The sequence below is a fragment of the Roseobacter weihaiensis genome (assembly GCF_020622345.1).
Lineage (GTDB): Bacteria > Pseudomonadota > Alphaproteobacteria > Rhodobacterales > Rhodobacteraceae > Roseobacter > Roseobacter weihaiensis.
This window is the reverse complement of record NZ_JACNMO010000018.1, coordinates 56,061-79,320: the sequence shown is the minus strand read 5'-3', so window position 1 is coordinate 79,320 and position 23,260 is coordinate 56,061. Positions and strand designations below refer to the sequence as shown.

29 protein-coding genes are annotated in these 23,260 nt (G+C 58.9%); 12 read left to right on the top strand and 17 right to left on the bottom strand.

Features of this window, described 5'->3' with window-relative positions:
- Positions 1-40 precede the first annotated feature (40 nt).
- Positions 41-742: a response regulator transcription factor gene (locus H7847_RS18295; RefSeq protein WP_227270921.1), complete on the bottom strand. Its 702-nt coding sequence runs from the start codon at positions 740-742 to the stop codon at positions 41-43.
- A gap of 355 nt (positions 743-1,097) precedes the next feature.
- Between H7847_RS18295 and H7847_RS18290 the strand changes: the two genes are divergently transcribed.
- Entirely contained in the window at positions 1,098-2,696 is a 1,599-nt protein-coding gene (locus H7847_RS18290) for a phosphoenolpyruvate carboxykinase (RefSeq protein ID WP_227270920.1), read from the top strand.
- A gap of 54 nt (positions 2,697-2,750) precedes the next feature.
- Here H7847_RS18290 and H7847_RS18285 read toward each other — a convergent pair whose 3' ends face one another.
- Entirely contained in the window at positions 2,751-3,467 is a 717-nt protein-coding gene (locus tag H7847_RS18285; protein ID WP_227270919.1) for a hypothetical protein, read from the bottom strand.
- A 50-nt stretch (positions 3,468-3,517) separates the two neighbouring features.
- Positions 3,518-4,375, bottom strand: a complete 858-nt coding sequence (locus H7847_RS18280) for a LysR family transcriptional regulator (protein ID WP_227270957.1) — start codon at positions 4,373-4,375, stop codon at positions 3,518-3,520.
- A gap of 232 nt (positions 4,376-4,607) precedes the next feature.
- Here H7847_RS18280 and H7847_RS18275 point away from each other — a divergent pair, with 232 nt between their 5' ends.
- The 4 genes from H7847_RS18275 to H7847_RS18260 all read left to right on the top strand — a co-directional run bounded on the left by H7847_RS18275 (position 4,608) and on the right by H7847_RS18260 (position 8,010).
- On the top strand, positions 4,608-4,967 hold the full coding sequence (locus H7847_RS18275) for a helix-turn-helix domain-containing protein (protein WP_227270918.1): 360 nt from the start codon (positions 4,608-4,610) through the stop codon (positions 4,965-4,967).
- A 266-nt stretch (positions 4,968-5,233) separates the two neighbouring features.
- The gene (locus tag H7847_RS18270) at positions 5,234-6,919 is read left to right on the top strand and encodes an acyl-CoA dehydrogenase family protein (RefSeq protein WP_227270917.1); all 1,686 of its coding nucleotides are present in this window, start codon (positions 5,234-5,236) and stop codon (positions 6,917-6,919) included.
- Positions 6,920-7,093: 174 nt separating this feature from the next.
- Positions 7,094-7,615, top strand: coding sequence for a TetR/AcrR family transcriptional regulator (locus H7847_RS18265; protein WP_227270916.1), 522 nt, complete (start codon positions 7,094-7,096; stop codon positions 7,613-7,615).
- 20 nt (positions 7,616-7,635) lie between these two features.
- Positions 7,636-8,010 carry an META domain-containing protein gene (locus H7847_RS18260; protein WP_227270915.1) on the top strand — a complete coding sequence of 125 codons (375 nt, stop codon included), beginning with the start codon at positions 7,636-7,638 and terminating at the stop codon, positions 8,008-8,010.
- On the opposite strand, the gene recO is transcribed toward H7847_RS18260, so the two are convergent.
- From recO to folK, 14 genes are all read right to left on the bottom strand, one after another.
- A complete protein-coding gene (recO, locus tag H7847_RS18255) occupies positions 7,988-8,719 on the bottom strand; it encodes a DNA repair protein RecO (RefSeq protein WP_227270914.1) in 732 nt (243 codons plus the stop codon). The two genes, H7847_RS18260 and recO, sit on opposite strands and share 23 nt — an antisense overlap.
- Positions 8,719-9,048, bottom strand: a complete 330-nt coding sequence (locus tag H7847_RS18250; protein ID WP_227270913.1) for a DUF1491 family protein — start codon at positions 9,046-9,048, stop codon at positions 8,719-8,721. The genes recO and H7847_RS18250 overlap by 1 nt, the downstream gene beginning before the upstream one ends.
- 54 nt (positions 9,049-9,102) lie before the next feature.
- Entirely contained in the window at positions 9,103-10,011 is a 909-nt protein-coding gene (era, locus tag H7847_RS18245) for a GTPase Era (RefSeq protein WP_227270912.1), read from the bottom strand.
- Positions 10,008-10,694 carry a ribonuclease III gene (rnc, locus tag H7847_RS18240; protein ID WP_227270911.1) on the bottom strand — a complete coding sequence of 229 codons (687 nt, stop codon included), beginning with the start codon at positions 10,692-10,694 and terminating at the stop codon, positions 10,008-10,010. The genes era and rnc overlap by 4 nt, the downstream gene beginning before the upstream one ends.
- Complete coding sequence (gene lepB, locus H7847_RS18235; RefSeq protein WP_227270910.1) at positions 10,691-11,530, bottom strand: signal peptidase I; 840 nt, start codon at positions 11,528-11,530, stop codon at positions 10,691-10,693. The genes rnc and lepB overlap by 4 nt, the downstream gene beginning before the upstream one ends.
- 119 nt (positions 11,531-11,649) lie before the next feature.
- Positions 11,650-12,081, bottom strand: coding sequence for a holo-ACP synthase (gene acpS / locus H7847_RS18230; RefSeq protein WP_227270909.1), 432 nt, complete (start codon positions 12,079-12,081; stop codon positions 11,650-11,652).
- On the bottom strand, positions 12,078-12,704 hold the full coding sequence (locus H7847_RS18225) for a LysE family translocator (RefSeq protein ID WP_227270908.1): 627 nt from the start codon (positions 12,702-12,704) through the stop codon (positions 12,078-12,080). Before H7847_RS18225 ends, acpS begins: the two co-directional genes overlap by 4 nt.
- Positions 12,705-12,728: 24 nt before the next feature.
- The gene (locus tag H7847_RS18220) at positions 12,729-13,160 is read right to left on the bottom strand and encodes an ABZJ_00895 family protein (RefSeq protein WP_227270907.1); all 432 of its coding nucleotides are present in this window, start codon (positions 13,158-13,160) and stop codon (positions 12,729-12,731) included.
- A 99-nt stretch (positions 13,161-13,259) separates the two neighbouring features.
- On the bottom strand, positions 13,260-13,778 hold the full coding sequence (locus H7847_RS18215; protein ID WP_227270906.1) for an ABZJ_00895 family protein: 519 nt from the start codon (positions 13,776-13,778) through the stop codon (positions 13,260-13,262).
- Between the two features lie 78 nt (positions 13,779-13,856).
- Positions 13,857-14,609 (bottom strand): pyridoxine 5'-phosphate synthase, encoded by a 753-nt coding sequence (locus tag H7847_RS18210; RefSeq protein ID WP_227270905.1) that lies wholly within the window; start codon positions 14,607-14,609, stop codon positions 13,857-13,859.
- A 27-nt stretch (positions 14,610-14,636) separates the two neighbouring features.
- A complete protein-coding gene (locus H7847_RS18205; RefSeq protein WP_227270904.1) occupies positions 14,637-15,311 on the bottom strand; it encodes a DUF2062 domain-containing protein in 675 nt (224 codons plus the stop codon).
- A gap of 86 nt (positions 15,312-15,397) precedes the next feature.
- Positions 15,398-17,554, bottom strand: a complete 2,157-nt coding sequence (locus H7847_RS18200; protein ID WP_227270903.1) for a RelA/SpoT family protein — start codon at positions 17,552-17,554, stop codon at positions 15,398-15,400.
- Between the two features lie 34 nt (positions 17,555-17,588).
- A complete protein-coding gene (rpoZ, locus tag H7847_RS18195; protein WP_227270902.1) occupies positions 17,589-17,942 on the bottom strand; it encodes a DNA-directed RNA polymerase subunit omega in 354 nt (117 codons plus the stop codon).
- A gap of 74 nt (positions 17,943-18,016) precedes the next feature.
- Positions 18,017-18,586: a 2-amino-4-hydroxy-6-hydroxymethyldihydropteridine diphosphokinase gene (folK, locus tag H7847_RS18190; RefSeq protein WP_227270956.1), complete on the bottom strand. Its 570-nt coding sequence runs from the start codon at positions 18,584-18,586 to the stop codon at positions 18,017-18,019.
- Positions 18,587-18,722: 136 nt separating this feature from the next.
- On the opposite strand from folK, the gene H7847_RS18185 reads away from it, so the two are divergent.
- The 7 genes from H7847_RS18185 to H7847_RS18155 all read left to right on the top strand — a co-directional run bounded on the left by H7847_RS18185 (position 18,723) and on the right by H7847_RS18155 (position 23,121).
- A complete protein-coding gene (locus tag H7847_RS18185; RefSeq protein ID WP_227270901.1) occupies positions 18,723-19,271 on the top strand; it encodes a LabA-like NYN domain-containing protein in 549 nt (182 codons plus the stop codon).
- Between the two features lie 74 nt (positions 19,272-19,345).
- Positions 19,346-20,296 (top strand): 4-hydroxy-3-methylbut-2-enyl diphosphate reductase, encoded by a 951-nt coding sequence (gene ispH / locus H7847_RS18180; protein ID WP_227270900.1) that lies wholly within the window; start codon positions 19,346-19,348, stop codon positions 20,294-20,296.
- A complete protein-coding gene (locus H7847_RS18175) occupies positions 20,293-20,961 on the top strand; it encodes a glutathione S-transferase family protein (RefSeq protein WP_227270899.1) in 669 nt (222 codons plus the stop codon). Before ispH ends, H7847_RS18175 begins: the two co-directional genes overlap by 4 nt.
- A gap of 55 nt (positions 20,962-21,016) precedes the next feature.
- A complete protein-coding gene (locus tag H7847_RS18170) occupies positions 21,017-21,469 on the top strand; it encodes a DUF3429 domain-containing protein (protein WP_227270898.1) in 453 nt (150 codons plus the stop codon).
- Positions 21,466-22,056 carry a class I SAM-dependent methyltransferase gene (locus H7847_RS18165; RefSeq protein ID WP_227270897.1) on the top strand — a complete coding sequence of 197 codons (591 nt, stop codon included), beginning with the start codon at positions 21,466-21,468 and terminating at the stop codon, positions 22,054-22,056. The genes H7847_RS18170 and H7847_RS18165 overlap by 4 nt, the downstream gene beginning before the upstream one ends.
- Positions 22,049-22,501, top strand: a complete 453-nt coding sequence (rnhA, locus tag H7847_RS18160; RefSeq protein ID WP_227270896.1) for a ribonuclease HI — start codon at positions 22,049-22,051, stop codon at positions 22,499-22,501. The genes H7847_RS18165 and rnhA overlap by 8 nt, the downstream gene beginning before the upstream one ends.
- Positions 22,498-23,121, top strand: coding sequence for a trimeric intracellular cation channel family protein (locus H7847_RS18155; RefSeq protein ID WP_227270895.1), 624 nt, complete (start codon positions 22,498-22,500; stop codon positions 23,119-23,121). Before rnhA ends, H7847_RS18155 begins: the two co-directional genes overlap by 4 nt.
- The last annotated feature ends 139 nt before the right edge of the window (positions 23,122-23,260 follow it).

Below are 23,260 nucleotides of genomic sequence, written 5' to 3'. Positions count from 1 at the left end.
TCCCGCACAAAAGTCCTCTCGGCCGCAGCCACGGATCGGTTTACTCTTCGTTGTATCTGTACCCGATGCCGTAGAGCGTCTCAATCGCCGAGAATTCTTCGTCCGCGGTCCGCATCTTTTTGCGGAGGCGTTTAATGTGGCTGTCGATCGTGCGATCATCGACATAAACCTGATCATCATAGGCCACGTCCATCAACTGGTCACGGGATTTTACAAAACCAGGACGTTGCGCCAGCGCCTGCAACAGCAGAAACTCTGTTACCGTCAGGGACACATCCCTGCCCTTCCAGCTCACCGCGTGGCGCAAGGGGTCCATGCGCAGATCACCCCGCTCCATCACCTTTGTCTCTTCCGTATCGGCGACAACGTCACCCGCAACAGCATCCTGGCGGCGCAGCAAGGCACGGATACGTTCCACCAGCAATCGCTGTGAAAATGGCTTTTTCACATAGTCGTCTGCTCCCATACGCAGGCCCAGCACTTCGTCGATCTCATCATCTTTCGACGTGAGAAAAATCACAGGCATCGCAGTTTTTTGGCGGAGACGTTGGAGCAGGTCCATCCCGTCCATGCGCGGCATCTTGATGTCCAACACAGCCATATCGGGCAACTTCTTGTTGAAGGCGTCCAATGCAGCCTGGCCGTCATTGTAGGTCTCCACCTCGAAGCCCTCGGCCTCCAGTGTCATCGAAACGGACGTCAGGATATTCCTGTCGTCGTCAACCAGTGCGATCTTGGACATTACCTGTTTCCTTATGCTGCTCATTTTCTTGGTTTTTTGGGATATTGACCATCGATCATTCCCCCGAATCAATCCTTAAGTACGAATCACCGTAGTAGTCGCATGGAATTAGGACATAATTTGGTTACGAATGACTAAATTGCCGCACATTGTTGCCTCCAATAAGACATTATTAACCACGTCCCGCACAGCGAAACGACGCCCCGCGACAAAGATGTCCATGATGGCGCTAACTACGGAAAGCGTCCTGTTCAGGGGATAAAACGTCATGTTAAGGACGCCGCAGCAGGCAGAATTCGCCTGCCGCGAATCATGACCATCCGCCGGATCGTGCGGGCATACAGGAGAAAAATAAATGACACATGGACGGGTAAACCCGGACTTTCAGCTCGAAGATCAAGGGATCACGGGGCTCGGCGCTGTCTATTATAACCTGATTGAACCTGATCTTATTCAATATGCATTGGCGCGCGGCGAAGGAAACCTCGGCAAGGGCGGTGCCTTTCTGGTGACCACCGGCAAATTCACCGGCCGGTCGCCAAAAGACAAACATGTCGTCAAGACAGACAGCGTTGCCGACACGATCTGGTGGGACAACAACGCCGCCATGTCACCCCAAGGCTTTGACCAGCTTCACGCCGACATGCTGGCCCACATGGAAGGGCGCGACTACTTTGTTCAGGACCTCACCGGAGGCTCTGATCCGAAACATGCCATCAACGTGCGCATGGTCACCGAGCTGGCCTGGCACGGGCTTTTCATTCGCCATATGCTGCGGCGCCCCGACCGCGAGGACCTCGACGACTTTGTCGCAGATTTCACCGTCATCAATTGTCCCAGCTTCCTGGCCGACCCGGCAAAACACAATTGCAGGTCCGAAACCGTGATCGCGATGAACTTCGACAAAAAGCTCATCCTGATCGGAGGGACGGAGTATGCGGGCGAAAACAAGAAATCCGTGTTCACGCTGCTGAACTATCTGCTGCCTGAAAAAGGCGTGATGCCGATGCATTGTTCGGCCAATCACGCGGTCGGCAATCCGGTCGATACGGCGGTATTCTTTGGCCTGTCCGGGACCGGAAAAACGACACTGTCAGCTGATCCCGCGCGGACACTGATCGGTGACGATGAACATGGCTGGTCCGATACCGGCACGTTCAATTTCGAAGGCGGATGCTACGCAAAGACCATCAGCCTGAACCCCGAGGCCGAACCTGAAATCTATGCTACCACGGAGAAATTCGGAACGGTCATCGAAAACATGGTCTACGACCCGCAGACCAAAGACCTTGACTTCGAAGATGACAGCCTGACCGCAAATATGCGTTGCGCCTACCCGCTTCACTATATCTCGAACGCCTCCGCGTCGGCGCGGGGCGGGCATCCCAAGAACATCATTATGCTGACATGCGATGCCTTTGGAGTCCTGCCGCCGATCTCACGACTGACGCCCGCTCAGGCGATGTATCATTTCCTCTCGGGCTTCACGTCCAAAGTGGCCGGAACAGAGCGCGGCGTGACCGAGCCGGAGCCCACCTTTTCGACCTGCTTTGGGGCCCCCTTCATGCCCCGTCGCCCAGAGGTCTATGGCAACCTGCTGCGTGAAAAGATTGCAACGCATGGGGCGACCTGCTGGCTGGTGAATACGGGCTGGACCGGAGGTGCCTATGGAACAGGTAGCCGCATGCCAATAAAAGCCACTCGCGGGCTCCTGACCGCAGCACTTGATGGATCACTGGCCGACGCAGAGTTCCGCAAGGACCCCAATTTCGGCTTTTCGGTACCGGTTGACGTCAAAGGCGTGCCCAGCATCCTGCTCGACCCGCGCCGTACATGGGACAACCCGGAATCTTATGACAGACAGGCGGCGAAACTGGTCAAAATGTTCTCCGACAACTTCGACCAGTATTTACCGTTTATCGACGAAGACGTTCGCGCGGCTGCCATCAGCTGACAGCCACACGGGGAAACACATATTTTTCCGTCGCGGGGCGCGCGGCGGGAACTTTTAAGCTGCCAGAGATACCAGTTCTTGCAACGGCATATCCAGCACGAAACGGGCGTCTTCATTGCTCATGTATACCATGAAGGTTTCCATCGGGTCCGCAGCGCCCTGCTTGTACCAGCGCAGCGCGCCGGGTTCTGCGTGCATGTAGCCCTGACGCTCAACGAACCCCTTGAAGGCGACGGGCTTTAGAATGAACCCCATGATATAATCCGGTGACAGCCTTTGCAGCGCTGTGAGAAAGGCAAAACGCCCCAACAGGCTGGACAACCCGCTGCCGCGGTACTGACCGGGCTCACCACCCATCCAGACCTCTCCGTGATAGCAGACACGCCCCGTCATGCGCTGTGCGCCGGGGCCCGCGCGATAGCGGGAGCGCTGATAGTCGATGTCAACGCCGGGAGGGGGGAACTTGCGAAAGTTGTAACGGAAGAACTCGCCAACAGAAGACGTGCCCGTGTCCAGAAGCCTCATCGCCTGTGCGTGCATCATAGTGCCGTCAGCGGACCGCCCGACAATCCAGAATGCGTTTTTCTCGTTTAGGTCGTGCAGCGTCGGGTCAAAGGGCGCCCCCAAGATGTGATCTGGTCTTCCCTCCGCAAGTAGCTCTCTGTACTCTTCGAAGTCGTCACCGATGGTCAAATCGACCTCGTAACGGGACAAAATATCCAGACTTGCAGCCGTAAAAAAGCTGTCATCGCTGAAGGTGTGAATGGTCATCGGGCTTCTCCTCTGATGTTGGCCAGAGCCCCGATTATAGAATAAATTAACTAACTGCGCTCGTATTTTAGAGCGCTTGGTCGATCAGGTGTTAACATGTCTTTTGGCATTAATCTGACCTGTTCTTCGGTCACCCCGTCGATGTCCAAATCGTAACAGCGCTCGACAACAGAGAGCAGCGCAAAAGTGCCGTCGGGGAAGGTTCCCCCGAGCATCAATCGTTGGTAGCTCAGCGGTACCATCGGTCCATCATGGACACGCGGAAGCAGAGTGCAAACGTGGTCAAGCCGCACGCCACGCGTGTATTTTACCTCTTCAAAAGGCGCGCTCAGCAGGCGTGCAAAGTCGTCTCCACCCGGCATTTTGCCAACGTCACGCCCGATACTGCTGCGCGCGGAATTCCAGCCAAACCAGGAAACATAGGCAGAATCGTCGCCAACTTCGACGCTCAGCCAGCCATTCGGAGAGTCGCGAAACACCATGAAATAAGGACGAACATGTTGAAAAGCTTCATGTTCCAACTCGCCTTGAGCGATTGCCCAGGCCTTGACGGTTTCCCGAAACAGCGGGCGCTCACAACGCCATATCTCGGCAATCGGTCGTTGCTGCTGATGAAAGCACCACCCATCGGGCAGTACCTTGCTGACATGCTGCAAGCCGTCTACGTGCCCAACATCTCTGTTGAGCCAGGAATTGCCCCGCGCGAGGATGTCTTCAGCCTCCGGCAGAGCGCGCTGTCCGGCCTCGGTCAGGTAGTACTGCCGGTCTTCAACCCTGAAGAGCGCGACCCCCTTGGCTTTCTCCAAAAGAGCGATATGCCGACGCACAGTCTGGCGTGTGCTGCCCAGCTCCGTCACAGCGTGGCTCAAATTTAATGTTCTCGCTAAGGTAGTAAACGATCTGATCATCTCATGCAAGAGCGCATGCGATTCGGTCGGCTTTCCAACCGATCTGGCAGCACGATTTGAATCCATTATCTGGTTCATATTGGAGGATGGTAAATTAATCACCCAGCAATGCAATATTTTTCACCCATTAACGGTACATTTTTGTTCAAAAAAAGGAAAAAGGTACCCAGTTGAACCCGGAAGTGATTCCCGCGATGAGTGAAGCCAGCGAAGTTAGAGGTTTTAAAAAGTTATGTCCCATCCAGTTGATGTTCACGTTGGTCGCAAGTTGAAACAGATCAGAACCATGCGCCGTTTGTCCCAGACGGACGTTGCCAGAGAGCTTGATCTGTCTTTTCAACAGATACAAAAGTATGAGATCGGTTCAAACCGCATTGCGGCCAGCAGACTTTACGAATTGTCTCGTATTCTTGATGTTCCCACGTCCTACTTTTTTGAAGGCCTGGACGCGGCAACGAATGCGACAAGCCCGCGCGATCCCGGACTGGAGATTGTGACGGCGCTGGCAGCGATCCGTGACGACACCGTGAAATCCCGAATCGTAACATTCATCGAAGACGTCTCCGGCGTCACCGTCGCGCGCCAAAGCTAATTCCGAGATTACCTGCCCTCCAAAGTCGGGCGGGCCTATTCTATATTACCAGTTGTTTTTCGGTTCTGTATTTGTAACGATCATCGACCCGCAAGCCTCGCTTGCGGGTTTTTTCGTTGATTGTCCCACCGGTAAGCAATGCTGCACTGCGAAATAACGTCGCGGCACGGGGTAATTTTCGTCCAAAATTGGCTAATTTTAGGTATTTATGTTGCGCTGCACCTGCGAAAGAACTACATCTTCAGCCATCTAAAGAGGATGTTGATATGGCTCACGACGGACAGGATCCCACATTGCACACACAGATCGTTCTAGGCGATCTTCTGGCATTGACGGCAGCGGCTGTAACGCCGGTTGAGAAGCTTCTGGACACCGCAAAAGAGCGGGTGCGGTCGATGGTAGCCGACGAGGGGCGCATCTCGGGTGCGTTGATCGAACAACATCAGACAGCGGCGCATGGCTTGGCATGGCTGGCAACCTATGCGCAGGCGCTCAGACAAATGCAGAACTGGGCAGAGCGCCTGCAGGCCAAGGGTAAATTCGGTGAAACCGAACAGCTTCTCCATCAGATCGCTTTTGGCGAGTACCTCTGGCAGATCTATGGCGGGATCCAGATGAACCAGGGTGAGATTGTACGCCTTCAGGATTTGGGTCTGGAGCAGACCGATATGCGCGCTCTGATGGCACCCGCCGTCATGACGCTGACACAGTCTGCCAACACGCAGGCCGCCCGTGTCCGTCTTGTCGAACTCATGCAGGAGCAATCCGCGAATATCACGGTGGGGGCCTCCGGTCTCGATGAAGAACTGGAAATGATCCGGGAACAGTTTCGCCGCTATGCTGTCGAAAAGGTCGAACCCTTTGCCCACGACTGGCATCTGAATGACGAACTGATCCCCATGGAGGTCATTGACGAACTGGCGGAGATGGGCGTTTTTGGCCTGACGATCCCTGAAGAATATGGCGGCTTCGGCCTCTCCAAGGCGTCCATGTGCGTTGTCTCCGAAGAATTGTCGCGGGGCTACATCGGCGTCGGCTCCTTGGGCACGCGTTCCGAAATCGCGGCGGAACTGATCATCGCAGGCGGTACCGACGCGCAGAAAGAGAAATGGCTCCCGCAGCTTGCCTCGGCTGAAACCCTGCCGACCGCCGTTTTTACCGAACCCAACACGGGCTCTGATCTGGGCAGCCTGCGCACACGCGCCATGAAAGAGGGCGATGACTACCGCATTACCGGCAACAAGACATGGATCACCCATGCCTCCCGCACCCATGTGATGACATTGCTCGCGCGCACGGACCCCGACACCACCGATTATCGCGGTCTGTCGATGTTTCTGGCGGAAAAAACGCCCGGAGATGATGCCCACCCCTTCCCGACCGACGGCATGACCGGCGGCGAGATCGAAGTGCTGGGCTACCGCGGCATGAAAGAGTATGAACTGGCCTTCGACAATTTTCACGTCAAAGGCGAAAACCTTCTGGGCGGGGAGGAAGGCAAGGGCTTTAAACAGCTCATGGAAACCTTCGAATCCGCTCGCATCCAGACCGCGGCCCGCGCTGTTGGTGTCGCGCAATCCGCACTCGATATCTCCATGCAATATGCACAGGATCGCAAGCAATTCGGCAAATCACTGATCGATTTCCCCCGCGTGTCGGGAAAACTGGCAATGATGGCGGTTGAGATCATGGTTGCCCGGCAACTGACCTATTTTTCCGCCTTTGAAAAAGACGAGGGGCGGCGCTGTGATGTCGAGGCCGGGATGGCCAAACTTCTAGGTGCGCGGGTTGCCTGGGCTGCTGCGGACAACGGCCTGCAGATCCACGGCGGCAATGGCTTTGCGCTGGAGTACAAGATCAGCCGTGTGCTTTGCGACGCGCGTATCCTGAATATCTTTGAAGGGGCGGCAGAGATTCAGGCCCAAGTGATCGCGCGCCGGCTCCTTGGCTAAGGGGAGGGCTGCGTCGAGCCTTGCCGTGGGCGGGTATGGGGCTTCCCCTTGGGTTTGTCGAAATCCGTGTCCCGCGGCACTGACCTGTTGCGCAACGGATGCTGCAAATGCAAAAAGAACCGATGCGACGCCTTCGCACTTGCAGCATTTTAACACGATGCCTATGGCTAGAGCATGAAACGCCAAAGATTATCCCGCCAATCATGGATCGATGCTGGGCTTTCGGCCCTCAGCAAAAAAGGCCCTGCCGCCCTCGCAGCGGAGCCACTCGCCCGGGACCTGGGAACGACCAAAGGCTCTTTCTACTGGCATTTCAAAGATGTACCTGACTTTCAGTCCGCCGTTGTAAAGCATTGGCAAAGCGTGGCCTTCGCGGATGTGGTGAATGCATTGGCGGATGACGGAAATGCAGAACAGCGGCTGCGACGATTCGGTCGCGATATCCTGAGGAACGGCTATGACCCGGCTGTTCGCGCCTGGGCGCGGGCAGACAAGGGCGTGGCCAAGGCGATTGCGCAGGTTGATGCCGAAAGGCTGACGTATCTGAGCAATCTTTTGCGCCATCTTGGCCTGAAAAACGATGATTTTGCCCGAAGCTGTCTGGCCGCCCTGATTGGGCTGCCAGCCGTTGCAAACCGGACTTCTTCGACAAAGGCCTTTGACACCATGGTTGACGTGGTTCTGGCTCTGAAGTGAGGCCCACAGCCTGTCTTGTGATGGCCGCCCTGACGATCCTGAGCGCCTGTAAGCGGGATGAAACGGTTGCGGGCTATGGGGCCGCAGGTCAGGTCTGGCACGTTACAGAAATCGATGGGGTGCCCTTCGCCGCCAACGCGACGCTGACATTCCCGGAACCGGGCCGTATCGCAGGCAAAGCCCCTTGCAACGCGTACAGTGCATCGATGACCGCGCCCTATCCGTGGTTTGAGGTCGAAACCATTGCGGCCACCCGAGCGCTCTGCCCGGACAGCGCTGCCGAAGAGGCCTATTTTGAAGCCCTGACAGATATGACACTCTCCGAAGTGCTTGGCACGACGCTGATCCTGTCGACACCCGAAGGGCGCAAGATCATTTTGCAGACCGGCGGATGAACGCCTCCACAAACCGTGACCGGGCCTCCGGCAGGGGTTTCTGACCGAGATCCTTTGCCAAGTGATGCGTCAGGAAATACCCGGTCGTGATGAACGCCTGTGCAATCTCGCCATCCGGCGCTGACCCTTCCCCGCGCAGGATCGCCGGCAGGGGCAGAAGCCTGTCCGCCCAGTCCCCTGCCGCCCTGCGCGAAACCGCGCGGCCCGATTTCGGTGAGACATAGGCCAGATCATCTCGGGTGCCCGTCACCGCGCAGGTCTCAAGCGCCAAGGCGTATCCCATCTCGTTCAGCAGGCGGATTTCCCACCGCAGATAGGCCAGAGGCCACAACTCGGGCTGGTCCAGCAGATCGAGCAGCTGTTCGGTCTGCGTATAAAGAGCCGGATGCGCCTCCCGCTCCGGCAGGCAAAAGGCCAGCAGCCCGGTGACAGCGTTCAGCCCCGCCAGCGCCAGCCTGTTGCCCATGGCCACCGCGGCGCGGCTGCGCACCGGTTCGACCTGAAAGCTGCCGATGTGATCTTCCAGCCGCGCCCGCCATAGCACGTCAAGCTGTGCACCGGGTTGCAGGATCGGGGCGATTTTCCGGCTCGTTCCGCCCCGCACAACACCCGCATGCCGCCCATGGGACGGCGTGAACACCTCGATGATGGCAGAGGTCTCCCCGTGGCGGCGCGTTGTCAGCAGGATGCCTTGATCGCGCCACTCCATCAGGTCAGCCCCGATGTGTCCAGCAGATGGCGCCCCTGCCGGTCCTCGACCTCGATGACCCAGATGTCCGGGTCAAAACCGCGCTGGCGGGTGATCGCCGCGTCGATGTCAGCCTCCTCACCGTCTTCCAGCACCGCCCAGTGACGGGTGTCTTCCAACATGTTGTAGCTGCGCTGAAAAACTTGTGCCTGACCGTTCAGCGTATTGAGCTTGACCAGCACACTGCCTGCCGTGTCATCACCGTGGCTGACCACATAGGCCGGAATATCAAGCGCCCGCAACCGCGCGAGATAAGCATCAACCCAGAAGCGTGCGGTCAGCCGAACCATGCGACCGGTCCTGCCAGGGACGACGCGCCCGTCCAACCGTCAGAGGCCCATCGCTCAGACATTGCCGTCCTTGAACTCCAGTCCCATCTGGGAATAACGCTCCGCCTCATCAAGCCAGTTCGGGCGCACCTTCACCTGTAGGAACAGATGCACGCGGCGGCCCAGAAACTCTTCCAGCTCCTCCCGCGCGGCCTTGGAAACCGCTTTGATCGTCTCGCCCTTATGGCCCAGCACGATGCCCTTGTGACCGTCGCGCACCACATAGATTAACTGGTCGATGCGCGCAGAACCGTCCTTGCGCTCCTCCCAGCCTTCCGTCTCAACGGTCAGTTGATAGGGCAGTTCCTGATGCAGCCGCAGCGTCAGCTTTTCGCGGGTCATTTCGGCGGCAATCATTCGCATCGGCAGATCAGCAATCTGATCCTCCGGGTAGAGCCATGGCCCCTCGGGCAAGACCTCCGCCAGCCAGCCGCGCAGCGCATCGACCCCATGCCCGCGTTCCGCCGAGATCATGAAGGTCTCGGCAAAGGGATAGCTGTCATTAAGCTCTTTGCTGAGACCCAGCAGCGCCTCTGACGGGACCCGGTCGATCTTGTTGATGGCCAGGGCGACTTTGCGCCCCTGCCCCAGATCGGCCAGCCCCTCAATGATCCGCTCCACCCCTTCGGAAACACCGCGATGTGCCTCCACCATCAGCACGGTCACATCCGCATCCGCAGCACCGCCCCAGGCCGCGGCCACCATGGCCCGGTCAAGACGGCGGCGCGGTTGAAAGAGGCCCGGTGTGTCCACAAAAACGATCTGGCTGTCGCCTTCCATGGCGACGCCCCGAATGCGCGCGCGGGTGGTCTGAACCTTGTGGGTCACGATCGACACCTTGGCCCCGACCATCCGGTTGAGCAGGGTGGACTTGCCCGCGTTGGGCTCTCCGATCAGGGCCACAAATCCGGCGCGCGTGCTCATCTGTCGTTCTCCAGTCTGGTGAGAAGCGCCTGTGCCGCCGCCTGCTCTGCCTGCCGTTTCGATCCGGCGGTTGCCTCGTCCCGGTCACCGGTGCTCAGATGCGCGACAATGGTGAAGACCGGCGCGTGGTCAGGCCCTTCGCGGCGCACCTCGTCATAGCGAGGCGGTTGCAGCCCGCGCGCCTGTGCCCACTCCTGCAGAGCGGTCTTAGCGTCTCGGGCGTCCTCTTCGACCTCGTGGATGCGCGCACCCCAGAGCCGCAGGATCAGATCCTTTGCCGCCTCAAAGCCAGCATCCATGTAAACAGCGGCGATCACCGCCTCAATGGCATCCCCCAAAAGCGCTTGCTTGCGCCGTCCTCCCGACAGCATCTCAGAGCGTCCAAGCCGCAGCACCGCGCCCAGATCGACCTCGCGCGCCACATCGGCACAGGTCTCCTTGCGGACAAGCGCATTGAAGCGGGGGGCAAGCTGACCTTCGGTCGCACCTTTGTCGAGCGCCAGCAGCGCCTCGGCCATCACAAGCCCCAGCACACGGTCGCCCAGAAACTCCATCCGCTGGTTGTCATCCCGGTTGGCCGATGACATCGAGGCATGGGTCACAGCCTGCGCCAGCAACGCCGGCCGTTTGAACCGATGGCCAAGCCGATCCTGAAAGGACATCAGTTCCGCTGACAGTTTCACTCGACCCTCTTGAAAAAGCGATCCCCGCGCCACGTCCAGAAAAACAGCATCGACCGGCCACCGGACGAGAACATGATACGATCCGCCCGGCCAATCAGGTTTTCATAAGGCACAAACCCCACACCCTGTACCTGCTGTGCCAATCGGCTGTCAGCGGAGTTGTCACGGTTGTCCCCCATGAAAAAGTAATGCCCTTCCGGCACGGTATAGACCCCTGTGCGGTCCGAGGCCTGGGGGGCGATATCGAGCACCGTGTGCTGCACGCCGTTCGGCAGCGTCTCGATCGCGCGGGCCTTGAGACATTCACCGCCATCCCCCACTGGGCCGTTCATGCAGCGCGGACGCCGGCGCTCGGGACCTTGCGGCTCCATGATCTCGCTGAAGGTGCCGGCAGGCTCCTGCGGGGCAGCCTGCCCATTGATAAAGACGATGCTGTCTCGCATCTGAATGGTATCGCCGGGCATGCCGATCAACCGCTTGATGTAGTCCCGCCCGGAAACCGGGTGGCGAAAGACGATGACATCGCCGCGCTCAGGCTCACCCCCCAGTATCCGCGTATTGTCGCCATCCAGAAAGCCGCAGATATTCTTGGCATCCACGTTAATGCCAAAACGCGGCAGAATGATGCTTGGACATGAGGCAAAGGAGTACCCGTAGGCCATCTTGTTGACGAACAGAAAGTCGCCCACCAGCAGGTTCTCTTTCATGGACCCCGACGGTATCCAGAAGGGTTGAAAGAATAGTGTCCGGAACACGCCCGCAATCAAAAGCGCGTAAACGATTGTCTTGATCGTCTCGACAATCGCGTTTCCGGATTTCTCTTCTTTGGCTGCCATCTGGGGCGCTCCATCTTATGGTTTGGGCCGTAATGAGGGGGCAATGGAGCACTGTCAAGGTGGCCTGCCGCAACCTTCGGTGAGCCACGGCCCGATTGGCGCTCGGTCGCTCTGGGAACCTACGAGGAACCTTCGGCACGTGGAGAGGTCGTCCCGGTGGGCCGCGCCTCGATCACCACAAAGGCCTGCGCCCAGGGGTGATCGTCGGTCAGGGTCACATGGATCACGGCTTCATGCCCCTGGGGTGTCATCGCCTCCAGCCGGTCTTTGGCCCATCCGGTGACGTGCATGACAGGCTGACCGGTCTTCAGATTGGTCACCGACATGTCCTTCCAGGCGATCCCCATGGCCAGCCCCGTGCCCAGGGCCTTGGAGCAGGCCTCCTTGGCGGCCCAGCGTTTGGCATAGGTGCCTGCCACATCACGCCGCCGTTCCGCCTTGCGCTGTTCGATCTTTGTGAAGACACGGTTGCGAAACCGGTCACCAAAGCGGTCCAGCGTGCCCTGGATGCGGTCGATATTCGCAAGATCGGTGCCGATACCGAGGATCATGCCAAGCGCGCCGTCAGTATTTTGAGGCTTGCAAACCCAAAGAGCAGCCCGAAGGACGCATCAAAAGCGCGTTTGGCCCGGACATATCCTCGTGCGACAGGGGGGGCCGAAAAGAGCACCGCATACCCCAGAAAGATAACGATCGACCCGCAAAACAGCCAGCCAAAGAGCGTCCAGACCGCTGCGGGCCCCGACCCTGCGGGTAGTGCAATGGCATAAATCGCGCCCCAGGACAGGATCGCCTTTGGATTGGTCAAGTGAATGAGCGCGCCCTTTGCAAAAAGCCTGCGGCGCGGGGTTTCGACCGCTGTGACCGCCCCGCCGCGCCAGGCCGCACGCAGGGATTTCAGGGCCAGAAACATCAGGTAGGCCGCCCCCAGATAACGCAACAGCTCAAAGAGCCAGACATTGGCCATCATCACCGCGGAAAACCCCAAGCCCGCTGCAATCCCCCAGCTTGCTGATCCAAAGAGGATGCCCAAAGCCACGGTCAACCCGGCCAGCCGCCCCTGCTGCATCGACGTGCCAGAGATCGCCAGCGTTGCCGGGCCCGGACTGCCCGCCGCAAGCATCCAGCCGATCAGAATGGCGGAAAGAGGGATCAGGGTATCAGGGTCCGTCATCAGCAGGTCCTCGGGGCAAGATGCTTATTTGTCCGAGAATTGCTGCCCTTTGAGTTCGGTTGCAAGGCCAATCGAGTACCCGACCCTTAGCAAGCACCATGCGATACCGGCCATCATCATGATAGCCAGCGCCCGTGACATACCATCAAGGTGGGCGAAATCCCCAAAGCGAGAAGGATCCGACATCACCCTTGGGATGATTATGCAGAGGTATATCAGGACCACCATTGCCGTCATCCGCAGCGTCGCGATCCAGCACAGGTGATTGGACGGGCGGCAGCGATACCGACGGGCAAAGGCCTGGCCTTCGATCATCGCCGCGATCAGCAGTGGCAGAACCAACACGACAGCGGCGTTGGATGCGATGCCCAGAACGCTTACCACGGCCAGCAGTACGATGGTCGCAACAAAGGCGAGTACGTAAAACAGACAGAAATGGTACCCACGAAACAGCATTTTCAATCGCTCCCCCCCTCGCGTACCAGCCCATCGAGAACAGAAATGGGGCAAGGGTGTGTCTTATGTCTGAAGATCACAGGCCAACCGCGCAGAGGATCAGACCCCCGGTCCCGGTAACTTCTTTAGAGTGGCACGCACGCCGACACCATATCCCAAACGCAGCGCCAAATAGGTGACAAGGGTTACCGCGGCGATGAGAATTGCCCAGACCCCAGGGCTCAAAAGACCGAAGTCATCTATCATGGACGGGAAAAGCACAAGATGGAAACAAAGCATGACGGCTGACAACAATATCACTAGCCATGTCATGGGGAGGGCCGCGCGCCACATGGCCGAAGACTCTGGCCGACCTTTGCTCCGTTCAACAAAGACTTGTCCTTCCAGCATCGCGGCGAGCATGATCAGGATCAAAGTCGTCGAAGCGTTGCCTATCTCGAAATCAAAGAACACCAGCGCCCCGATGCTCAGAGCAATCATCAGCAGGGTCAGACCAAGATAATTCAAACAAAAGCGAATGGGATGAAAGAGCATGGCAGCACCTGGAGATTGAATCGGGTTACCTGCATTGAACGCCCGGAATGAGGCAGCAGTTTGACCTGATGCGAAAAGCGTCACTTGCCCGTCATCAACCTCCGCTGGGCACTCGAAAGTGGGTGGTATTCGGATGCCGCATCGGCCGGGTCAAAGGCGCTGTCAGGTGCCCCGCGCCTCATCCATCAACCTGCGCATTTCCTGGATCGCCGGTTCGAGACCGAGGAAAATCGATTCCCCGATCAAAAAATGCCCGATGTTCAACTCCATCACCTCCGGAAACGCCGCAACCGGCTGCACGGTATCATAGGTCAGCCCATGACCGGCGTGAACCTCCAGACCCAGCGAATGGGCAAAGGCGGACATCTCGCGCAGCGCCTCAAGTTCGCGGTCGCGCGTCGCCATGTCGCCTTCGCTATGCGCATCACAATAGGCCCCGGTGTGAAGCTCGATCACCTGGGCCCCGATGCGGTGCGCCGCTTCGATCTGGCGCTTGTCGGCTGCGATAAAGATCGAGACACGGCAGCCCACGTCACGAAGCGGCGCAATGAAATGCGCCAGATGATTTTCCTCACGGGCCACTTCCAGCCCGCCTTCGGTGGTGCGCTCTTCGCGCTTTTCGGGCACGATACAGACCGCATGTGGCTTATGGCGCAGGGCAATCTGCTGCATCTCGTCGGTGGCGGCCATCTCAAAGTTGAGCGGCACGGTCAGCACCTCCATCAGCCCTTCGATATCCGTATCGGAGATATGGCGACGATCCTCGCGCAGATGTGCCGTGATCCCGTCAGCGCCTGCCTCCTGGGCGATTTTCGCCGCCCGCAACGGATCGGGATAGGCGCCGCCGCGCGCGTTTCGCACCGTTGCCACGTGATCTATGTTGACGCCGAGGCGCAGTTTTCCCTGATTGGCCATGGTAAGCCCCCTTCAATTCAGTTGAGGTTATTCCCCGGCTGGTGGGTGATCCGCATTGCGTTTTGCGTCCGCTTTGGCGGCTGCTTTGGTTTTGATCGCCTCCAGTTTGGCCTTGATCATCCCTTTGCGCCGCTTCTGATAGACACGGATCACCGGAACGGACAGATAATAGCACAATGTCCCAAAGAAAATCCCCGGCAGGATACCACCCACCATATAGGGAAAGAAAATCTCGTCGTAAAAAACCTCAAGCCGCGTCCAGTCTGCCTGCGCATCGGTGAACATCGCCGTGAAGTTGTCTCTGAGGTCCGCACCCGCGTCGATGAATTTGCCCCCGAAGGAGCGATGCACGCCCTCCTCCATGGTATCGCCCAAAATCCAGTGGCCGGTGGACAGGGCCGCCACCCCAATCGGGACATAGGTCAGCGGGTTGCCAAAGAAGGTCGCCATGAGGGAGGCAATGATATTGCCGCGCATCAGCGTCGCGAGCCCTGCGGCGATAAAAAAATGAAACCCGTAAAACGGTGTGAAGGAGGCAAACACGCCTGCGAAAATCCCGCGTGCGATCCGCTCCGGGCTGTCGGGCAAACGCCGCATCCGATGCTTGACGTAGTGAAACGCGCGCGCCCACCCCCCGCGTGGCCACAGGAAATCCACCAGGGCACGCGGCCAGCTTTTTGGATCTCTGCGTTTAAAGACCAACGGGGGCGTCCTTATTAATGTTCAGGCGGCGGTGACAGATATAATTCACCCCGCAAATATGACCCGCAGATGACCAATGCACGGCATCAGGCAGGTGTTTGCGTCGCGTCTTGCGACATATTCCTATAACGAGAGACCTCGGCGACATCGCTTTCCGCTTCCAAGGTAAGCATAAGCGAATGAAGGTGCGATACATCTCTGAGTTCCACATAGATCAACAACCGGTAAAAGTCAGGTTTTCTATCGACAAATTGAAGGTCTGAAATATTGGCACGCGTCTCGCCAATCAATGTGCAAATTCGTCCCAGTGTCCCGGCATCATTATTGAGCGTCAAATCAAGCGTGATACCGTAGACGGCCGGGTGTGATCCATCATGCCAGTGCAGATCGAGCCAGCGGTCGGGTTGGTCCTCATAAGCGCTCATCCGGTCACAATCGATGGCGTGCACCAAAACACCCCGCCCCTTGAAGGTGATGCCAACAATGCGCTCGCCCGGCAGCGGTTGGCAGCAGAAAGCGAGCTCAAAGGACTGCCCCGGCGACAGACCGATCACAGCCCGTTTGGCATCCACATGAGCACCCTCTTTCGGGCGCAGTTCCGGATAAACCGCCTGCACGACCGCACTGCCGGTAAGCTCGGCACTGCCCAACCGCGCCAAGAGGTCATTTCGGTCTGCCAGACGCATGGCGCGCGCGGCGGTCGCCAGCGCTTTATCCGTGGCTTTGCGCCCGACATTTTCAAAAGCCGAGCGCGCCAGTTCCCGTCCCAGCTTGATGAACCGTGCCTTGTCTTCTTCGCGCAGGGCCCGCCGGATCGCCGCCCGTGCCTTGCCGGTCACCGCGATATCGAGCCATGTCGCCTGCGGGCTTTGACCTTCGGCAGTGATGATCTCTACTGACTGACCGTTCTTGAGCCGGGTCCAAAGCGGTACCCGCGTGTGATCGACCTTGGCGCCGACGCAGGCCGTGCCGATGCGGGTGTGGATCGCAAAGGCAAAGTCAATGGGTGTCGCCCCGCGCGGCAGCTTCACAACCTCGCCCTTGGGGGTAAAGCAAAAGACCTGATCCGAATACATCTCAAGCTTGACAGCCTCAAGGAAATCCACGTGATCCTCTTCGGCGTCGAACTGCTCCGTCAGCGTGGTGATCCACTTGGCGGGATCCACCGCAAAGGGGTTCTGGCTGCGGACCCCATCGCGATAGGACCAATGCGCGGCCACGCCGGTTTCGGCCACGTCATGCATCTGAATGGTTCGGATCTGCACCTCGACCCGCTTGCCATCGCGCCCCGATACAGTCGTATGGATGGAGCGATACCCGTTCGATTTGGGCTGGCTGATGTAATCCTTGAAGCGCCCTGGCACAGCACGCCAGCGTTGGTGGATCGCCCCGAGGGTACGGTAGCAATCCTCTTCATTCGCGGTGATGATACGGAACCCGTAGATGTCAGAGAGCCGCGAAAACGTCTGGTCCTTCTCCTGCATCTTGCGCCAGATCGAATAGGGCTTTTTGGCGCGCCCAAAGACGTCGGCCTGCACCCCGGCCTTGTCCAGTTCCAGCCGCATATCGCCAGTGATCCGCTGGATCACATCGCCGGTTTCCTTTTGCAGGTTGATGAACCGCCGGATGATCGACGCGCGACCTTCGGGGTTCAGTACGCGAAAGGCAAGGTCTTCGAGTTCCTCCCGCATCCACTGCATGCCCATACGCCCGGCAAGGGGGGCATAGATATCCATGGTTTCGCGGGCCTTTTGCGCCTGCTTGTCAGGCCGCATTGCCCGGATGGTGCGCATATTGTGCAGCCGGTCGCTGAGTTTGACCAGAATGACCCGCAAGTCCTTCGACATCGCCATGAAGAGCTTGCGGAAGTTTTCGGCCTGCTTGGTCTCGGTGGAATTCAGCTGCAGGTTCGTCAGCTTGGTGACGCCATCCACCAATTCGGCAATCTCATCGCCAAAGCGCTCGGCCACTTCTCCGTAAGAGGCTTTGGTGTCTTCGATGGTATCGTGCAGCAATGCCGTGATGATCGTGGCGTCATCAAGCTGCTGCTCGGTCAGGATCGCGGCCACAGCCACAGGATGGTTGAAGTAGAGCTCGCCTGAGTGACGCCGCTGATCGGCATGCATATCGCGGCCATAATCATAGGCCGCGCGGATCAGTTCTGCGTTGGTTCGAGGATTGTACCGAGAGACAAGAGTTATCAGATCGTCGGCAGAAATCTCAAGGTGATCGCCATCTTTCATGCCATCCGCCCCTCGGGCAGGGTGCAGGCCGTGGTCAGCCCTGGCCCTGCGCGGCCATCAATTGCCGCAAAAGCATTTCTTCGGACATACTGTCCTCTTCGGGCTTGTCCTGTTCCGCCCCCATCAAAAGCGCCATTGCGTCCTCTTCGGGTTCGTCCACTTCGATCTGGTTCTGGTTGCTTTCGATCAGCCGCTCGCGCAGGTCGTCCGCGCTCTGCGTCTCATCCGCAATCTCACGCAAGGACACAACGGGGTTCTTGTCATTGTCCCGGTTCACGGTGATCGCCGCCCCGGCGGAGATTTCGCGGGCGCGATGTGCAGCCAGCATAACCAGTTCGAACCGGTTAGGGACTTTATCTACACAATCTTCAACGGTGACGCGGGCCATGAAATTCTCCATCAGGCAAAATAAGATCAGAAGTGGGTTATTTAGGCCGAATGAAGGCAATTGACAAGCGCGGATTACAGTGCCGCCACCTCTTCCTTGAGCCCGGATGGCAAGGCCTCCAGCAGAGCGCGCACCGTGTCCCCCGTCACCGGATGCACCCAATCCGGGGCAACATCCGCCAGCGGCACAAGCACGAAGGCACGTTCCTGCAGGCGCGGATGCGGCAGGATGAGTACATCGGGTGCCACCTCCTGCTGCTCCGTCAGGGGCAATTTTGCCCAGTGAAGGTAAGTTTGCCGATCCGGGGCCACAATATCGTCCAGGGCAATCAAATCCAGATCCAGGGTGCGGGCCCCCCAGCGGACAGAACGGTCGCGGCCAAACTCTGCTTCGATCCGGTGGAGTATGGCCATCAGTTCGGACGGACCGCAGTCTGTTTCAAGCGCAATGGCTGCGTTCACAAAATCCGGGCCTGACCCCGGCGGAAAGGCCGGTGTCCGGTAAAAGCGGCTCGTGGATCGAATCATCCCGGCGTTTTCGCCTAGGCGGAAAATTGCTTTACGCAACGTCATACCAAGGGAAACTCCGTCGCTAGAGAGATTTGACCCAAGGGCAATCAAGGCAAGTGGCCTTGGTGACGGCATATAATCGCCGGATTCCGCATCCACTGTCCCTTGCGGCATGAATAAAAATCCCTATTTTTGAACTGAACGGTTCGTTTAATAAATAATAATATTGTTTTCCAGGCACCAGCGACCGTCTTCATTGGAAGGACTACAAATGTTTTACAAAGACGAACGGCTCGCGCTGTTCATCGATGGCTCGAATCTTTACGCTGCAGCGAAATCGCTGGGCTTCGATATCGACTACAAGCTGCTGCGCCAGGAATTTATGCGCCGTGGCAAGCTCTTACGCGCTTTCTACTATACGGCACTGCTGGAAAATGACGAGTACTCCCCGATTCGTCCTCTGGTCGATTGGCTGAACTACAACGGGTTCAGCATGGTGACGAAACCCGCCAAGGAATACACCGACAGCATGGGGCGGCGCAAAGTCAAAGGGAATATGGACATTGAGTTGACCGTCGACGCGATGGAGCTTGCGCCGCGTGTCGATCATATCGTGCTCTTCTCTGGCGACGGCGATTTCCGCCCGCTCATCGAAAGCCTGCAACGGACGGGCGTGCGTGTTTCAGTCGTGTCGACCATTCGCAGCCAGCCGCCGATGATTTCGGATGACCTGCGCCGTCAGGCAGATAACTTCATCGAATTGGAAGAGCTGAAAGACGTGATCGGCCGCCCGCCAAGGGAATACACCGAAGCAAGCTGAGATCATGCTGCGCTCGTGCCTCTGGACGTAGCCCGCTCTAGGGCTTACCTCTGGAACACGAGATGGAGACAGCCATGACCAGACCGCCCGTTACCTTGTACCTCGCTGCACCGCGTGGATTTTGCGCGGGCGTGGATCGCGCGATCAAGATCGTAGAGATGGCGCTGGAAAGATGGGGGGCACCTGTCTATGTGCGCCACGAGATCGTACACAACAAATTCGTGGTCGACGGGCTGCGCGACAAAGGGGCCGTCTTTGTCGAAGAGCTGTCGGACTGCCCCGATGATCGCCCGGTGATTTTTTCAGCGCACGGTGTACCCAAATCTGTCCCAAAAGCCGCCGAAGCACGCCAGATGGTGTTTGTCGATGCAACCTGTCCGCTGGTCAGCAAGGTTCATATCGAGGCGCAACGCCACGCGGAAAACGGCCTGCAGATGATCATGATCGGCCACGCCGGCCACCCGGAAACGGTCGGCACCATGGGGCAACTGCCCGAGGGTGAGGTTCTTTTGGTAGAGACCCCGCAGGACGTGGCGACCGTTGCCGTGCGGGACCCCGAGCGGCTGGCCTATGTGACGCAGACGACACTCAGTGTGGACGACACCGCCGATGTGGTCGCCGCATTGAAGGCGCGCTTCCCCCGGATCGTCGGCCCGCACAAGGAAGACATCTGCTACGCCACCACCAACCGGCAGGAAGCAGTCAAAGCCATGGCCCCCAAATGCGATGCGATGCTGGTTGTGGGCGCACCGAATTCATCCAACTCCAAACGGCTTGTTGAGGTCGGCGCCCGCGCGGGCTGTGACTATGCCCAGTTGGTTCAGCGCGCGGGCGACATCGACTGGCGCGCGCTCGACGGGATCACGAGCATAGGCATCACCGCGGGTGCCTCCGCGCCGGAGGTGCTGATCGACGAGGTTATCGCAGCCTTTGAGGCCAGATTTGATGTGACCCGCGAACTGGTCGAGACGGCCGTCGAAAACGTCGAGTTCAAGGTCCCCCGCGTCTTGCGCGTGCCTGCGTGACCTCCGGTACTGACCTGAGGCTTTATGGATATGAACACAGTGTCTATGTACGGGCGGTTCGTCTTGTGCTGGCCGAAAAGAAACTCTCCCATCACTTCGAGCACATCGACCCATTCGATCCCGACAAATCGAAGGCCTGCCTTGCGCGGCATCCCTTCGGACGAGTGCCGTCCCTAAACCACGGCGGCTTTGAACTCTACGAGACCTCTGCGATCCAGAGATATCTTGACGTGGCATTCCCGCAGCAGCCCCTGACCCCCGCCTGTGCGAAATCCGTCGGGCGCACGGTGCAGGTTGCGTGTATCACCGACGCCTATGGCTATTGGCCGATGGTACGACAGGTCTTTGCACATCGGATTTTCCGCCCCCGGGAAGGGCTCGAAACCGATGAACGCGAGATCACCGAAGGCCTTGTTAAAGCGAAGCCGGTGCTGGCTGCATTGAACGAGATCGCAGAAGAAGGACGCGTTCTGGACGGGGTCACGGTGACACTGGCAGACTGCCACCTGGCCCCAATGATTGCTGCATTCACGTCTGCCCCGGAAGGCGCGGAGATGCTGACCGGTTACCCGGCGCTGGCGGGCTGGTGGACAGCGTGGGCCACGCGCCCGTCGATGCAGCACACAAACACCGGGTTTGACCGCCTTGATCGGCAGCGCGCGTGAGAAACTCCCTTTCAGATGGCTTGACCTTCTTGTGCGTCATGCCAAAACGGCACCCATGAAACACATCCCTACCGCACCGCTTCTTCTCGGCCTGGCTGGCCTGACCCCGTTTGTCTGGGGGGCCGCGACCTACCTCTTTGAGCCATTGGCGCAGTGGGGTGCCCGGGCCTTGGGGCCCCGCTTTGTCGGCCCCTATGTCCAGCTTTTCTACGGATCGGTGATCCTGTCGTTCATGTCAGGTGTGCTCTGGGGCTTTGCCACAAAGGCAGGTGGGTCCCGGGCCGCCACCGGATATGTGCTGTCGGTGATCCCCGCGCTTTGGGCGTTTTTCATGACAGGCGGTGGTCCGACCACCGCAGGCATGAATCTGATCTTTGGCTTCCTGGGCCTTCTGCTGCTCGATCTCGCCTTTTCGATGTGGGGACTGACACCGCGCTGGTGGATGTCGCTGCGGGCTCTCTTGACCGCCATCGTGGTCGCGTCTCTCTCTGTGGCGGTCTTTCTGTGAGCGATGATGAAACACTGCGGGTCTATGCGGATAGGGCTCAGGCCTACGCCGATATGACGGGGCAAGCCGCTGCGGACCCCAGCCTGCAAGGCTTTATCGAGGCGATCCCGGCAGAGGGGCGCGTGCTTGATCTGGGCTGCGGGCCGGGAGCCTCCGCCGCCGTGATGGCAGACGCAGGACTTGCGGTTGAGGCTTTTGATCCGGTGGCCAAGATGGTTGCGCTGGCCAGTGCACATGACGGTGTCGAGGCCCGGCAGGCCGGGTTTGAAGATGTCAGCGGCACGGATGTTTACGATGGTATCTGGGCAAATTTCTCGCTGCTGCATGCGCCGCGCGCCCAGATGCCAGAGCACCTTGCACGTATTGCGCGGGCCCTCAAACCCAGCGGGCGGTTTCATATCGCGGTCAAGACCGGCACCGGCAGCAAACGCGACAGTCTGGGCCGGTTTTATACCTACTACACCGATGCGGAGCTGACCGGCTTGCTGGAGACGGCGGGACTGACGGTGACCGGCCGCCGCACCGGATCGGAAAAGGGCCTTGACGGCGTCGAAGCGCCATGGATATCGCTTGCCGCGCATGGCTGAGCTTTTTGCATATACGGATGGCGCCTGTTCGGGCAATCCCGGCCCCGGCGGCTGGGGGGTGCTGCTGCAGGCGATGGACAGCGACAGGCTGATCAAGGAGCGTGAACTCAAGGGCGGCGAAGCGGAGACCACCAACAACCGGATGGAGCTGCTCGCGGCCATCAACGCGCTGGAAAGCCTCAGCCGCCGCAGCGAGATCACCATCGTGACCGACAGCAATTACGTCAAGAACGGCATCACCGGCTGGATTTTTGGCTGGAAAAAGAACGGCTGGAAAAATGCGGCGAAAAAGCCTGTCGCCAATGCAGAGCTCTGGCAGCGACTGGATGCCGCCAACCAGCGCCATGACGTGACCTGGACCTGGGTCAAGGGCCACGCAGGCCATCCGGAGAACGAGCGCGCGGATGCGCTGGCGCGGGCCGGCATGGCGCCTTTCAAGACATGACAGTGCTGGCGCTGCTTGACTATGCAAGCGTGTTCATCTTTGCCCTTACGGGCGCGCTGGCGGCCAGTCGGCAGCAGCTGGATGTGGTGGGCTTTGCCTTTGTCTCCTGCCTGACAGCCGTTGGGGGCGGGACCATGCGGGATGTGCTGCTGGACCGCAATCCGATCTTCTGGATTGCGCAGCCTGCCTATATCGGTGTTGCCTGTGCGGCGGCCCTCGTGGTGTTTTTCACCGCACATCTCTTTGAAAGCCGGCTGCGCTCCCTGATCTGGCTGGACAGTTTTGCCCTTGCCGTCGCCGTCCCGGCGGGGACCGGTGTCGCACTGGCCATGGATCAGCCCGTGCTGGTCGTGGTTCTGATGGGGACGATCACGGGGTGCATGGGTGGCCTGTTGCGCGATGTGGTGTTGGACGATGTGCCGGTGGTCCTGCGCCAGGGCGAGCTTTACGTCACCGCCGCCTTTGCCGGGGCTACCGTGGCCGCCCTCACCCGCCCGCTCTTCCCGGACGCGCTTGTGCCACTGGTTTTATGTGCCGGGGTTGCCTGGGGGCTGAGGGCCGGATCCTTGGCTTTCGGGTGGAGCCTGCCGGTCTACAAGAGCCGCCCTCCCAGGGGTTGAACCCATTTCAACCCGCGCAGGAGACGCCCCGGAACCTTTCAACACCGGGGTGACGAAACCCTGACGCCAGTTGGTCGGGCGCATAAAAAGCCTTGCAATTCTCCCTGACATCATATCACATTCAATTATTCGAATGGGT

What these genes read in the sequence shown, in the direction of transcription:
- H7847_RS18280 (WP_227270957.1), bottom strand. Translation starts at nt 4,375, where the DNA reads ATGATCAGATCGTTTACTACCTTAGCGAGAACATTAAATTTGAGCCAC.
- H7847_RS18275 (WP_227270918.1), top strand. Translation starts at nt 4,608, where the DNA reads ATGTCCCATCCAGTTGATGTTCACGTTGGTCGCAAGTTGAAACAGATC.
- rnhA (WP_227270896.1), top strand. Translation starts at nt 22,049, where the DNA reads ATGGCTGAGCTTTTTGCATATACGGATGGCGCCTGTTCGGGCAATCCC.
- H7847_RS18265 (WP_227270916.1), top strand. Translation starts at nt 7,094, where the DNA reads ATGAAACGCCAAAGATTATCCCGCCAATCATGGATCGATGCTGGGCTT.
- H7847_RS18170 (WP_227270898.1), top strand. Translation starts at nt 21,017, where the DNA reads ATGAAACACATCCCTACCGCACCGCTTCTTCTCGGCCTGGCTGGCCTG.
- H7847_RS18225 (WP_227270908.1), bottom strand. Translation starts at nt 12,704, where the DNA reads ATGACGGACCCTGATACCCTGATCCCTCTTTCCGCCATTCTGATCGGC.
- H7847_RS18220 (WP_227270907.1), bottom strand. Translation starts at nt 13,160, where the DNA reads ATGCTGTTTCGTGGGTACCATTTCTGTCTGTTTTACGTACTCGCCTTT.
- H7847_RS18285 (WP_227270919.1), bottom strand. Translation starts at nt 3,467, where the DNA reads ATGACCATTCACACCTTCAGCGATGACAGCTTTTTTACGGCTGCAAGT.
- H7847_RS18290 (WP_227270920.1), top strand. Translation starts at nt 1,098, where the DNA reads ATGACACATGGACGGGTAAACCCGGACTTTCAGCTCGAAGATCAAGGG.
- H7847_RS18200 (WP_227270903.1), bottom strand. Translation starts at nt 17,554, where the DNA reads ATGAAAGATGGCGATCACCTTGAGATTTCTGCCGACGATCTGATAACT.
- acpS (WP_227270909.1), bottom strand. Translation starts at nt 12,081, where the DNA reads ATGATCCTCGGTATCGGCACCGATCTTGCGAATATCGACCGCATCCAG.
- folK (WP_227270956.1), bottom strand. Translation starts at nt 18,586, where the DNA reads ATGCCGTCACCAAGGCCACTTGCCTTGATTGCCCTTGGGTCAAATCTC.
- H7847_RS18295 (WP_227270921.1), bottom strand. Translation starts at nt 742, where the DNA reads ATGTCCAAGATCGCACTGGTTGACGACGACAGGAATATCCTGACGTCC.
- H7847_RS18185 (WP_227270901.1), top strand. Translation starts at nt 18,723, where the DNA reads ATGTTTTACAAAGACGAACGGCTCGCGCTGTTCATCGATGGCTCGAAT.
- H7847_RS18250 (WP_227270913.1), bottom strand. Translation starts at nt 9,048, where the DNA reads ATGGTTCGGCTGACCGCACGCTTCTGGGTTGATGCTTATCTCGCGCGG.
- H7847_RS18210 (WP_227270905.1), bottom strand. Translation starts at nt 14,609, where the DNA reads ATGGCCAATCAGGGAAAACTGCGCCTCGGCGTCAACATAGATCACGTG.
- era (WP_227270912.1), bottom strand. Translation starts at nt 10,011, where the DNA reads ATGAGCACGCGCGCCGGATTTGTGGCCCTGATCGGAGAGCCCAACGCG.
- recO (WP_227270914.1), bottom strand. Translation starts at nt 8,719, where the DNA reads ATGGAGTGGCGCGATCAAGGCATCCTGCTGACAACGCGCCGCCACGGG.
- H7847_RS18155 (WP_227270895.1), top strand. Translation starts at nt 22,498, where the DNA reads ATGACAGTGCTGGCGCTGCTTGACTATGCAAGCGTGTTCATCTTTGCC.
- lepB (WP_227270910.1), bottom strand. Translation starts at nt 11,530, where the DNA reads ATGGCAGCCAAAGAAGAGAAATCCGGAAACGCGATTGTCGAGACGATC.
- ispH (WP_227270900.1), top strand. Translation starts at nt 19,346, where the DNA reads ATGACCAGACCGCCCGTTACCTTGTACCTCGCTGCACCGCGTGGATTT.
- rpoZ (WP_227270902.1), bottom strand. Translation starts at nt 17,942, where the DNA reads ATGGCCCGCGTCACCGTTGAAGATTGTGTAGATAAAGTCCCTAACCGG.
- H7847_RS18270 (WP_227270917.1), top strand. Translation starts at nt 5,234, where the DNA reads ATGGCTCACGACGGACAGGATCCCACATTGCACACACAGATCGTTCTA.
- H7847_RS18260 (WP_227270915.1), top strand. Translation starts at nt 7,636, where the DNA reads ATGGCCGCCCTGACGATCCTGAGCGCCTGTAAGCGGGATGAAACGGTT.